Below are 11513 nucleotides of genomic sequence, written 5' to 3' on the forward strand. Positions count from 1 at the left end.
TGGGGGTGAGCACCGTCGGGGGCGGCACCGGGGCGGGCACCCCGCTGGTCGGCGCGGTCCGGGCAAGCACCTTCGGGTCCGGCGCCCCGCTGGTCGGCGCCCTGCGCGAGGGGCCCGGTGCCGCGCCAGGGTCGGGAGCTCCGGGAGCCGACGGGGCGGGCGGGGAACCCGTTCACAAGAGGGGGGCGGGCGGGACGCCCAGGTACGGCGTCGTCCGCTCGGGCCCCCGGGCCACGCCGGGACCCGGCACACCGGGCACACCGGGCAAGGCACCGGAGCGCGGGCGCCGCGGACCGGCCCGGATCGAGGGGCTCCTCCTCGGTCTCGCCGCGGGCGACGCCGCCGGCTGGCCCGCGGCCCGGCACCGAGCCGCCCGCATGCCCGAGTGGACCCGCCGCCTCACCCGCGAGCTCGACACCTTCGCCGAGCAGAACGCCACGACCACCCTCCCCGTCCCCATCGCCCTCAACCAGCCCCCCGAGCCCCTCCGCCTCGGCCCCTCCGACGACGCCGAGTGGGCCGTCTTCACCGCCGAGGCGGTTCTCGCCGCCTCGGGGCCCCTCTTCGTCTCCCTCGACCCCGAGCGCCGGATGCGCGCCGCCGTCGACATGGCCTGGAACTCCCTCGCGAGCCAGATCGCCGCCGCCTCCGACCGCGCCCCCGAGGTCGAGTCCGCCGTCCTCCCGCTCCGCGCCCGGATCTCGGTCCGCGCCGGGCTCGGCAATCTCGCCACCGGTCTGCGGCCGCCCGCCACCGGCCACGACAACCCGCACTACTTCGACGACGCCGCGTGCATCCGTGCCGCCGTGCTCGCCCTCGCCCACCCGGGGGATCCGGTCTCCGCCGCCGAACTCGCCGAGTTCGACGCCCGCTACACCCAGGACGGGGACGGCGTCCACGGCGCCCGCGCGATGGCCGCCGCCATCGCCGCCGCCCTCGGCGGGGCGCCGGTCGACGAGGCCGTGGCGGCCGCGCTCGCGCAGCTCCCGCCCACCACCGAGATCGGCCGCAACGCCCAACAGGCCGTCAAGATGGCCGAGGAAGCGACCACCGCCTTCGAACTCGTCCCCCTCCTGGAGCACCAGATCGTCGACCACGTCTACAGCTACGGCATCGCCGCCGCCGAGACCGTCCCCGTCGCCCTCGCCCTCGCCACCGCCGCCCGCGGCGAGGTCGCCGCTGCCGTACCGGCCGCCGCGTGCCTCTCCCGTGTCGCGGACTCCGCCCCGGCGCTCGCGGGCGCGCTCACCGGCGCACTCGGCGGCGGCGACTCCATCCCCGCCACCTGGCGCGAGGCCTGCCGCACGCTGGCCGGCTGCGCGCTCCCCCGTCTCGCCGGCACGGATCTCGTCGAACTCGCCGAGCTCCTGGGAAACACGGAACTGGCCACCCCGGGTGGACAATTCCGACATGACACCCACACTGGATGACCGGATCACCGGAAGTCTCCTCGGGGCCGCCGTCGGCGACGCCCTCGGCGGCCCCGTCGAGGGCTACACCCCGGAGCAGATCGTGGAACGCCACGGCGGCCGCGTCACGGGCATCGTCGGCCCCTGGAACGGCGAGGCCTGGCGCACGGCCCGCCCCATCGCGCCGTACCACAAGGGCGACGGGCACGTCACCGACGACACCTTGATGACCCACGCCCTGATCAGGGTGTACGAGAAGGTGCGCGACCACCTCGACGCGTACGCGGTGGCGGACCACCTGGTCCCCGAACTCATCGGGAACCCCGTCTGGATCCCGGAGCTGGAGGCCGAAGCCCTCCCCCTCCAGCGGATCTTCCTCGCGGAGAAGTGGATCGTCGCCCGGCTCCACTACGGCCATGTCGACCCCCGCGAGGCGGGCAACGGAAACATCGTCAACTGCGGTGCGGCGATGTACATGGCGCCGGTCGGACTGGTCAACGCGGCGAACCCGGCGGGCGCCTACGCGGAGGCGCTGGACGTCGCGGGCGCGCACCAGTCCTCGTACGGGAGGGAGGCGGCGGGGGTGTTCGCCGCGGCGGTGGCGGCGGCGTGCGCGCCGGGCGCGACGCCGGAGTCGGTGGTCGAGGTCTCCCTCTCCCTCGCCAAGGACGGCACCCGCTCGGCGATCGAGGCGGTCGCCGAAGTGGCCGCCCGGCACGCGGACTTCGAGTCCGCGCTGATCCCGCTACGGGCCGCGGTGGCCCCCTTCGACACGGTGGGCCCGGACTACCGCGCCCCGTCCCTGGGCGCGCGCCGCCCGTCCCGCCTCCACGCGATCGAGGAGCTGCCCGTCGCGCTGGGCATGCTCCTGGTCGGCGGGGGCGACTACCGGCGCACGGTGCTCGGCTCGGTCAACTACGGCCGTGACTGCGACTCGATCGCGACGATGGCGGGGGCGCTGGTGGGCGCGCTGCGAGGGGAATCGGCCATCCCCTCCGACTGCTCGAAGCAGGTGGCGGAGGCGAGCCGCCTGGATCTGCACGGCCCGGCGGCGGCGTTGACGGCGGTCGCGCACGAGGTGTTCGCCCGCGACACGGCGCGGCGCCGGGCGCACGAGGCGGCGTACACGGCCCTGACGAGCGCGGCCCGATGAACCTGCGCGTCACCTGGGTCCAGCCGGAGGACCTCGTCGGCCACGAACTCCGCCAGGCCGCCGAGGACGGCCGCGACGCCTCCGCGATCGCGGCCCGCTGGCACGCGGCCGGCGGCCCTCCGGCCCCCGGGGCGGCCGGCGCGTCCCCCACCCCTCGCACGGAACTGCGCGCGCTGGCAAATGCCCTCCTGGACGAACTGGCCGCCCTCCCCTCCCCCCTGTCTTCCGACGAACCCACTCCCCTGGCCGCCATCCAGGCACGTACGACCGCCACGACCGGGGCGGGCGGTTCCACCCCGGTGCCGGCCGACGCGATCCCCCCACCCGAAGGCGTCGGCGACGGCGCTCCCCCCACCCGGCCGGAAGCGCCGCAGGCCCCGGGGCTCGGGGGCGGAGCCGCCCTCCGTGACCGGCTGCACGCCGCCTGGCTCGGGCGGGCGGCCGGGTGTCTGCTCGGCAAGCCCGTCGAGAAGCTTCCGCTCCCCGCCATCCGCGCCCTCGCCCGCGCCGCCGGCAACTGGCCCCTCTCCTCCTGGTTCACCGCCAAGGGCGTGCCCCCCGAGCTCCTCGCCTCCCACCCCTGGAACCGCCGGTCCGCCGTCACCTCGCTCGCCGAGAACATCGACGGGATGCCCGAGGACGACGACCTCAACTACCCCCTCCTCAACCTCCTTCTGCTCCAGCGGCACGGCCGCGACTTCACCACCGCCGACGTCGCCCGCCTCTGGCTCGACGAGCTCCCCGCCGGCCGCGCCTTCACGGCCGAGCGCGTCGCCTACCGCAACCTCCTCGACGGCATCGAGCCCCCGCTGACCGCCGTCCGCCGCAACCCCTTCCGCGAGTGGATCGGCGCCCAGATCCGGGCCGACGTCCACGGCTGGACGCACCCGGGCGACCCGGTCGGCGCCGCCGCGCAGGCGTACCGGGACGCGGCCCTCACCCACACCGCCAACGGGATCTACGGCGCGATGTTCGTCGCCGCCACCCTCGCCACCGCCGGGACCGGCACCGCCGACGTCCACCAGGCCCTCGCCTCCGGGCTCGCCGTGATCCCGCCCCGCTCACGCCTCGCCCGGGCCGTCCGCCTCGGCATCGAATCCGCCCGCATCCTCCCCGACTTCGATGAGGTCGTGGACCGGCTCCACGCCACGCTCGGCGGGTATCACTGGGTCCATGCCGTCCCCAACGCCGCCCTCGTCGCCGCCGCGCTCACCCACGCCGACGGCGACTTCTCCCGTTCCCTCTGCGCGGCGGTCTCCGGTGGCTGGGACACCGACTCCAACGGCGCCACGGCCGGTTCCGTCGCCGGTCTCCTCGCCGGCCGTCCCGACCGGCTGCCCGAGCGCTGGACCTCCCCTCTCAAGAACCGGCTCTCGACCTCGGTCCCGTCCTTCGACGGCATCGGCTTCGACACCCTCGCCGAACTGACGCACATGGAGGCAGTACGCCCATGACCAGCATCGTGGTGCTCGGCAGCACCAACATGGACCTCGTCGCCTTCGTGCCGAGGGCCCCGGAGCGCGGAGAGACCGTCACCGGCCGGGAGTTCCGTACGATCCCCGGCGGCAAGGGCGCCAACCAGGCCGTCGCCGCGGCCCGGGCCGGTGCCGAGGTGGCCATGATCGGCGCGGTCGGCACCGACGACTTCGGCCTGCGGCTCCGGGCGGCACTGGACGGCGCCGGCGTGGAGACCGACCTCCTGCGCACCGCCGAAGGCCCCTCCGGCACCGCCCACATCGTCGTCGACGACGAGGGCGGCAACGCGATCGTCGTCGTCCCCGGCGCCAACGGCACCGTCACCTCGCTCACGCACGGCGACGAAGCCCTGATCGGCACCGCCGATGCCCTGCTCCTCCAGCTCGAACTCCCCCTCTCCGTCGTCACCGCCGGCGCCCTCGCCGCCCGCCGGCTCGGCGTGCGTACCGTCCTCACCCCCGCCCCCGCCCGGCCGCTCCCTCCCGAACTCCTGGCTGCCACAGACCTGTTGGTGCCCAACGAGCACGAGGCCACCGCACTCACCGGGATCGCCGACCCCTACGAGGCCGCGGCGGCGCTGCTGCGGGACGTGCCCGAGGTGGTCATCACCCTCGGCGCGGCCGGCAGCCTCCACGCCGCCCGCGGACGCGAACCGTTCACCGTGGCCGCCCCCCGTGTCCGCGCCGTGGACACCACCGCCGCGGGCGACACCTTCGTCGGCGCTCTCGCCGTCGCCCTCGGCGAGGGCCGTCCCGTCCGCGAGGCCCTGGCCTGGGCCTCGACCGCCGCGGCCCTCTCCGTCCAGCGCGAAGGCGCCTCGTCCTCGATGCCGTACCGGTCCGAGATCGACGCCGCCCACGACTCCCTCACCGGCCAGGAGGTCGACGCCGTATGACCCGCCCCGAGAACTCCCCTCCCCTCCAGGGCCTGCGCGTCCTCGATCTCGCCACGCTCTTCGCCGGGCCGCTCGCCGCCATGATGCTGGGCGACTTCGGCGCCGACGTCATCAAGATCGAGCACCCCCGCAAGCCCGACCCGTCCCGCGGCCACGGCCCCGCCAAGGACGGGGTCGGTCTGTGGTGGAAGGTCCTGGGCCGCAACAAGCGGACGATCACCCTCGACCTCTCCACCCACGGCGGCCGCGACACCCTGCTGCGTCTCGCCGCCGACGCCGACGTGATCGTGGAGAACTTCCGCCCCGGCACCCTGGAACGCTGGGGTCTGGGCTGGGAGGAACTCTCCACCGTCAACCCCCGGCTGGTCCTCGCCCGGGTCACCGGCTTCGGCCAGTTCGGCCCGTACTCCCACCGCCCCGGTTTCGGCACCCTCGCCGAGGCGATGAGCGGCTTCGCCTCGATCACCGGCGAGCCCGACGGCCCACCCACCCTTCCCCCCTTCGGTCTGGCCGACTCCATCGCCGCCCTGGCGACGGCGTACGCGGTGATGACCGCGCTCACCGCCAGGACCGCCACCGGACGCGGCCAGGTCGTCGACATGGCGATCATCGAACCGATGCTCTCCGTCATCGGGCCCCACCCCCTCTGGTACGACCAGCTCGGCTATGTCCAGCCCCGCACCGGAAACCGCTCCCGCAACAACGCCCCCCGCAACACGTACCGCACCGCCGACGACTCCTGGGTCGCCGTCTCCACCTCCGCCCAGTCCATCGCCGAACGCGTGATGCGCCTGGTCGGCCGGCCCGAGCTGATCGACGAGCCGTGGTTCGCCGACGGCGCGGGCCGGGCCGCCCACGCGGACGTCCTGGACGAGGCCGTCGGCTCCTGGATCGCCCGCCACACCCGCGACGAGGCCCTGGCCGCCTTCGAGAAGGCGGAAGCGGCGATCGCCCCCGTCTACGACATCCGGGACGTGATGACCGATCCGCAGTACCGCGCCCTGGACACCATCACCGAGGTCCCCGACCCCGAGCTGGGCCCGATCCGCATGCAGAACGTCCTCTTCAGGCTCTCCGAGACCCCCGGCGCGATCCGCTGGACCGGCCGGCCGCACGGCGCGGACACCGCCGAGGTCCTCGCCGAACTCGGCCTCACCCCGAACGAGATCGGCGCCCTACGAGGCGAAGGAGCCGTATGACCTTCCCCCTCACCTGGCTGTACGCCCCCGGGGACCGCCCCGCCGTCGTCAGGAAGGCCCTGGTCTCGGGCGCGGACGTGGTGATCGTCGATCTGGAGGACGCGGTGGCCCCGGACCGTAAGGCCTACGCCCTGGCCGCCACCGCCGAACTCCTCGCCGAACCCCAGCCCGTACCGGTCCATGTGCGCATCCACTCGCCGCGCGACATCCCATGTCTGGCTCCCCTCCCCGGCCTCTGCGGTTTCCGTGTTCCCAAGGTGACACACGCCACTGACATCCACCGGATCGCCGAACTCGTCCTGCCGGACACCCCGCTCTACCCCCTGCTCGAGACCGCCCTCGCCGTCGAGCACGCCTACGCCATCGCCTCGGCGCACCCCTCGGTCCACGGCATCGCCCTCGGCGAGGCGGACCTCCGCGCCGACCTGGGGGTGCGGGACGACAGCGGCCTCGACTGGCCGCGCAGCCGTCTCGTGGTGGCCGCCCGTGCGGCGGCCCTCCCGCCCCCGGCCCAGTCGGTCCACCCCGACATCCGGGATCTGGACACCCTGGCGGCCAGCTGCGCCCGGGGACGCGCTCTGGGTTTCCTCGGCCGGGCGGCGATCCATCCGCGTCAGCTCCCGGTCATCGAGCAGGCGTATCTCCCCACCCCGGACGAGGTCGCCGCCGCGGAGGAGGTGGTGAAGGCGGCGGAGACGGAGGAGGGCGCCCTGGCCCTTCCGGACGGCCGCTTCGTCGACGCGGCCGTCGTGGAGGGGGCCCGCCGCGTCCTCGCCCTGGCGGCGAGGGTCTGACGCCCCGACCGCCCGTGCCCACCGCGGCTCAGGTCACGCTTTCGCCCCGGTCACCGGCCGCCGCCCCCGTACGTGCGACAGGGCCGCCCCGGACCTCTCGGTCCTGGGCGGCCCTGTCGCGAGGGTGACGTCTCCGGGGTGTCAGCTCTTGCCGGCGCCGTTTCCGGCCGGTTCGTCGTCCGAGGTCCGCGGCCGGTCCCCGGGCTCGTCGACGCGCTCGTCGACGGGCTCGCCCGCGGGCTCCCCCGCGTCGGTGGCCTCGACCGGGGCGTCGGCCACCGCGTCGCTCTCGGACGCCTCGTCCTCGGCGTCCCCGGCGTCCCCGGCGTCACCGGCGTTCCCGGCCGGCTTGTCGCCCGCCGCTGCCGGCTCCACGACCTCTTCCCGTCCCGGACGGACCCGCGAGGAGATCACGATGTAGGTGACGGCCAGGACGAAGACGACGATCGCCGTCCACACGTTCAGCCGCAGGCCGAGCACGTGGTGCGCCTCGTCGACGCGCATGTACTCGATCCAGGCGCGGCCCGTGCAGTACGCGGCGACGTAGAGCGCGAAGGCCCGCCCGTGGCCCAGCTTGAAGCGGCGGTCCGCCCAGATGACGAGCAGCGCGACGCCGATGCACCACAGCGACTCGTACAGGAAGGTCGGGTGGTAGATCCCGGCCTCGCGGTTCGCGCTCGCGGTGATCTTCAGGCCCCACGGCAGATCGGTCGGCTTGCCGTACAGCTCCTGGTTGAACCAGTTGCCCCAGCGGCCGATCGCCTGGGCGAAGGCGATACCGGGCGCGATGGCGTCGGCGTACGCCGGCAGCGGGATGCCCCGGCGGCGGCAGCCGATCCAGGCACCCACCGCGCCGAGGGCGATGGCGCCCCAGATCCCGAGGCCGCCCTCCCAGATCTTGAAGGCGTCGACCCAGTCCTCACCCTCGCTGAAGTACAGCTGGTAGTCGGTGATGACGTGGTAGAGGCGGCCGCCGACGAGGCCGAAAGGCACCGCCCAGACGGCGATGTCGGCCACGGTGCCGGCTTTGCCGCCCCGGGCGATCCAGCGCTTGTTGCCGTACCAGACGGCGACGAAGACACCGATGATGATGCAGAAGGCATAGGCGCGCAGCGGTACCGGTCCGAGGTTGATCACACCGGTCGACGGGCTGGGAATGTAGGCAAGGTCCATGGCAGGACCGACGCTACCTTGCCGGGCGGGCGGGACGGCAGCCCACCCGGCAACGTCTGCGTAACTACCGCTCCGAGCCGCCGGCCGGAGCCGCCTTCGGGGAGGCCGTGCCGGGCTTCTTGCCCTTGTTCGCCTCGGCGACCCACTTCTTGAGGTTCTCCGGGGAGATCTGCTCGTTCCCCTTCGACGGGAAGATCGATTCTCCGTTGAGGAGGACCGACGGCGTGCCGCGGAAGTCGCCGCTGCGGAAGGCCGCGTGCGACTTCGCGACCCAGCTGTCGTGGGTGCCGCCCTCGACACAGCTGCGGAAGGCGGGCGTGTCGAGCCCGGGCACCTTCCCCGCCAGCTCCAGGAGCTTGGCGTTCTTCGCGAAGGCGTCGTCCGTCTCCTGCGGCTGGTTGATGTAGAGCACGTCGTGGTACGGCGTGAACTTTCCGGCGTCCTGGGCGCAGGCGGCGGCGTTCGCCGCGCGGAGGGAGCCGCTGCCGCCCATGTTGCCGTCGATGAGGGTGGCGAGGTGGTACTCGGACTTGAGCGCGCCCGACGCCTCCAGCTCGTGGATGGTGTCCCGGAACGCGTTCTCGAAGGAGGCGCACGCCGGGCAGCGGAAGTCCTCCCAGATGGTGAGCGTCGACGGGGCGTCCGGCCGGCCCGTCGGGATGGCCGGCTTGTCGTCCCCGATGGCACCGGTCGGGGCGACGACCGGGCCGGCCTTGTCGGAGCCGCTGTCCTTGTCTCCGCTGTTGGCGGCGATCACTCCGACGACCGCCGCCAGGCCCAGGACACCGACCACCGCCGCCGACACGATCAGGACACGTCGCTGCTTCTCGCGCGCCTTCTCTCGCTCGCGCTGCTGCTGGAGGCGCTCCCGCGCGCTCAGATTACCGTCACTGTTCTTCTGGCTCACGCCCTCAGCAACGAACCGGGGAGGCGCGGACGCGCCTCCCCGGTCCCACATCCACCCGAACGGGCTACGAAACGCGCCGCACGCCCTCGGCGAGTTCGCCCGCCAGTTCCCTTACGGCGGCGAGCCCGGCGGTCTCGTCCTCGGCGTCGAGCATCCGCTTGACGAAGGCCGAGCCGACGATGACGCCGTCGGCGAAGCCCGCGACCTCCTTGGCCTGCTCGGCGTTGGAGACGCCGAGCCCGACGCAGACGGGCAGCTCGCCGGCGGCGCGGGTGCGGCGGACAAGATCGGCGGCCTGCTCGCCGACGGACTCGCGGGTGCCGGTGACGCCCATGAGCGAGGCGGCGTAGACGAAGCCGGAACCGGCGGCCGTGATGGTGGCCAGACGCTCGTCCCTGCTGCTCGGCGCGACGACGAAGACGGTGGCGAGACCGTGCTTGTCGGCGTGCTCACGCCAGGTCGCGGACTCCTGGACCGGCAGGTCGGGCAGGATGCAGCCCGCGCCGCCGGCCGCGGCCAGCTCCTCGGTGAACCGCTCGATGCCGTAGCGGTCGATCGGGTTCCAGTACGTCATGACCAGCACCGGCTTTCCGGTGGCGGCGTGCGCCTCGCGGACCGTGCGCATGACGTCGGCGATCCTGACACCGCCGCGCAGGGCGATGTCGTCGGCGGTCTGGATGACGGGGCCGTCGAGGACCGGGTCGCTGTGCGGCAGGCCGACCTCGACGACGTCGGCGCCGCCGTCGAAGACGGCCTTGATGGCCTCGATGCCGCCGTCCACGGTCGGGAACCCGGCCGGGAGGTAGGCGATGAGAGCGGCACGGTTCTCGGCCTTCGCCTTGGCCAGGGTGTCGCTCAGGAGCTGGATGTGCCCGCTCACTTGGTGTCCCTCCGAATCTCGGCGTCGCCGTTCTCGGCGGACGCGTCGGCCTCGACCCGGGGGGCCTCGGAGTCGTACAGGCCGAAGTAACGGGCCGCCGTGTCCATGTCCTTGTCGCCGCGCCCGGAGAGGTTGACGACGATCAGCCCGTCCTTGCCGAGCTCCTTGCCGACCTCGAGGGCGCCGGCCAGCGCGTGCGCCGACTCGATGGCCGGGATGATGCCCTCGGTGCGGGAGAGCAGCCGCAGGGCCTGCATGGCCGCGTCGTCGGTGACGGCACGGTACTCGCCGCGACCGCTGTCCTTGAGGTACGAGTGCTCCGGGCCGATGCCGGGGTAGTCCAGACCGGCCGAGATGGAGTACGGCTCGGTGATCTGGCCCTCGTCGTCCTGGAGGACGTACGACCGCGAGCCGTGCAGGATGCCGGGCTCACCGGCGGTGAGGGTGGCGGCGTGTTCGCCGGTCTCGACGCCGTGGCCGGCCGGCTCGCAGCCGATCAGACGGACGTCGGCGTCCGGGATGAAGGCGTGGAAGAGGCCGATGGCGTTGGATCCGCCGCCGACGCAGGCGACGGCCGCGTCGGGGAGGCGTCCGGCGCGCTCCAGGATCTGGCGGCGGGCCTCGACGCCGATGACGCGGTGGAAGTCGCGGACCATGGCGGGGAAGGGGTGGGGTCCGGCGACCGTGCCGAAGAGGTAGTGGGTGCGGTCGACGTTGGCGACCCAGTCGCGGAACGCCTCGTTGATGGCGTCCTTCAGGGTGCGGCTGCCGGAGGCCACGGGGATCACCTCGGCCCCGAGCATGCGCATCCGGGCGACGTTCAGCGCCTGGCGCTGGGTGTCGATCTCGCCCATGTAGATGGTGCACTCGAGCCCGAAGAGGGCGCAGGCGGTGGCGGTGGCGACGCCGTGCTGGCCGGCTCCGGTCTCGGCGATGACCCGGGTCTTGCCCATGCGCTTGGTGAGCAGGGCCTGGCCGAGCACGTTGTTGATCTTGTGCGAGCCGGTGTGGTTCAGGTCCTCACGCTTGAGGAAGACCCGGGCGCCACCGGCGTGTTCGGCGAACCTGGGCACCTCGGTGAGGGCGCTGGGGCGGCCGGTGTAGTGGACCATGAGGTCGTTGAGCTCGCGGGCGAACTCGGGGTCGGCCTTGGCCTTGTCGTACTCGACGGCGACCTCGTCCACGGCGGCGACGAGGGCCTCCGGGATGAACTTGCCGCCGTAGACGCCGAAGTAGCCCTCGGCGGTGGGGACCTGACCCTCGGGGTCCGGAATGAAGAACTCGCTGGACATGCGACTGCTCCTCGCGGGGCGGACGCCCCGGATGACGTGCTGACGATGGTCACGTTATGCGCACGACGCTCCGCTCCCCGGCATCCGTTGTGGGCTTTCGTCCCGCTGGGGCGGAACGGGTGGGCACAACGGAGGGTTGCCGGGCCCGGGCAGGCTCAGGGGCCTGACGGCGGGGTGGTCAGGAGGTGCGCGCGGGGCGCGGGCGCCATCGCATGCCGTTGACCTGACCGGGCTCGTCGCCGATCACGTACCGCACCCGGCGGCCGTGCACACGGCGGGCGGGGGCCCGGCAGCCGCGCGGGCGGCAGCCCCTGGCCAGCGGGGCGTGCGCGGGG

At 73.8% G+C, this 11513-nt stretch carries 11 protein-coding genes; 6 read left to right on the forward strand and 5 right to left on the reverse strand.

What is annotated here, in order from left to right:
- Nucleotides 1-5: 5 nt before the first annotated feature.
- The 6 genes from J7E93_RS31840 to J7E93_RS31865 are packed head-to-tail and all read left to right on the forward strand — an operon-like array spanning nt 6 to nt 6926.
- On the forward strand, nt 6-1430 hold the full coding sequence (locus tag J7E93_RS31840; protein WP_308368852.1) for an ADP-ribosylglycohydrolase family protein: 1425 nt from the start codon (nt 6-8) through the stop codon (nt 1428-1430).
- Nucleotides 1411-2562, forward strand: coding sequence for an ADP-ribosylglycohydrolase family protein (locus tag J7E93_RS31845; RefSeq protein WP_215073505.1), 1152 nt, complete (start codon nt 1411-1413; stop codon nt 2560-2562). The genes J7E93_RS31840 and J7E93_RS31845 overlap by 20 nt, the downstream gene beginning before the upstream one ends.
- Complete coding sequence (locus J7E93_RS31850) at nt 2559-4016, forward strand: ADP-ribosylglycohydrolase family protein (protein WP_215073506.1); 1458 nt, start codon at nt 2559-2561, stop codon at nt 4014-4016. Before J7E93_RS31845 ends, J7E93_RS31850 begins: the two co-directional genes overlap by 4 nt.
- Nucleotides 4013-4933 carry a ribokinase gene (gene rbsK / locus J7E93_RS31855; RefSeq protein WP_215073507.1) on the forward strand — a complete coding sequence of 307 codons (921 nt, stop codon included), beginning with the start codon at nt 4013-4015 and terminating at the stop codon, nt 4931-4933. Before J7E93_RS31850 ends, rbsK begins: the two co-directional genes overlap by 4 nt.
- Nucleotides 4930-6132, forward strand: coding sequence for a CaiB/BaiF CoA-transferase family protein (locus J7E93_RS31860; protein WP_215073508.1), 1203 nt, complete (start codon nt 4930-4932; stop codon nt 6130-6132). Before rbsK ends, J7E93_RS31860 begins: the two co-directional genes overlap by 4 nt.
- Nucleotides 6129-6926, forward strand: a complete 798-nt coding sequence (locus tag J7E93_RS31865) for a CoA ester lyase (RefSeq protein ID WP_215073509.1) — start codon at nt 6129-6131, stop codon at nt 6924-6926. The genes J7E93_RS31860 and J7E93_RS31865 overlap by 4 nt, the downstream gene beginning before the upstream one ends.
- Before the next feature lie 141 nt (nt 6927-7067).
- Here J7E93_RS31865 and lgt read toward each other — a convergent pair whose 3' ends face one another.
- The 5 genes from lgt to trpM all read right to left on the reverse strand — a co-directional run.
- Nucleotides 7068-8099 carry a prolipoprotein diacylglyceryl transferase gene (lgt, locus tag J7E93_RS31870; protein WP_251067373.1) on the reverse strand — a complete coding sequence of 344 codons (1032 nt, stop codon included), beginning with the start codon at nt 8097-8099 and terminating at the stop codon, nt 7068-7070.
- A gap of 64 nt (nt 8100-8163) precedes the next feature.
- Complete coding sequence (locus J7E93_RS31875) at nt 8164-9057, reverse strand: thioredoxin domain-containing protein (protein WP_251067374.1); 894 nt, start codon at nt 9055-9057, stop codon at nt 8164-8166.
- Nucleotides 9058-9070: 13 nt separating this feature from the next.
- Nucleotides 9071-9886: a tryptophan synthase subunit alpha gene (gene trpA / locus J7E93_RS31880; RefSeq protein WP_215073511.1), complete on the reverse strand. Its 816-nt coding sequence runs from the start codon at nt 9884-9886 to the stop codon at nt 9071-9073.
- Nucleotides 9883-11178, reverse strand: a complete 1296-nt coding sequence (gene trpB, locus J7E93_RS31885; RefSeq protein WP_215073512.1) for a tryptophan synthase subunit beta — start codon at nt 11176-11178, stop codon at nt 9883-9885. The genes trpA and trpB overlap by 4 nt, the downstream gene beginning before the upstream one ends.
- A 178-nt stretch (nt 11179-11356) precedes the next feature.
- On the reverse strand, nt 11357-11513 hold a 157-nt coding region (gene trpM, locus J7E93_RS38450; RefSeq protein WP_374105457.1), incomplete at its 5' end, for a tryptophan biosynthesis modulator TrpM.

Source organism: Streptomyces sp. ISL-36 (assembly GCF_018614205.1).
Lineage (GTDB): Bacteria > Actinomycetota > Actinomycetes > Streptomycetales > Streptomycetaceae > Streptomyces.

Bases quoted from the DNA above. Each gene is read 5' to 3' on its own strand.
- J7E93_RS31850 (WP_215073506.1), top strand. From the start codon at position 2,559: ATGAACCTGCGCGTCACCTGGGTCCAGCCGGAGGACCTCGTCGGCCAC.
- J7E93_RS31875 (WP_251067374.1), bottom strand. From the start codon at position 9,057: ATGTGGGACCGGGGAGGCGCGTCCGCGCCTCCCCGGTTCGTTGCTGAG.
- trpB (WP_215073512.1), bottom strand. From the start codon at position 11,178: ATGTCCAGCGAGTTCTTCATTCCGGACCCCGAGGGTCAGGTCCCCACC.
- rbsK (WP_215073507.1), top strand. From the start codon at position 4,013: ATGACCAGCATCGTGGTGCTCGGCAGCACCAACATGGACCTCGTCGCC.
- J7E93_RS31845 (WP_215073505.1), top strand. From the start codon at position 1,411: ATGACACCCACACTGGATGACCGGATCACCGGAAGTCTCCTCGGGGCC.
- lgt (WP_251067373.1), bottom strand. From the start codon at position 8,099: ATGGACCTTGCCTACATTCCCAGCCCGTCGACCGGTGTGATCAACCTC.
- J7E93_RS31865 (WP_215073509.1), top strand. From the start codon at position 6,129: ATGACCTTCCCCCTCACCTGGCTGTACGCCCCCGGGGACCGCCCCGCC.
- J7E93_RS31860 (WP_215073508.1), top strand. From the start codon at position 4,930: ATGACCCGCCCCGAGAACTCCCCTCCCCTCCAGGGCCTGCGCGTCCTC.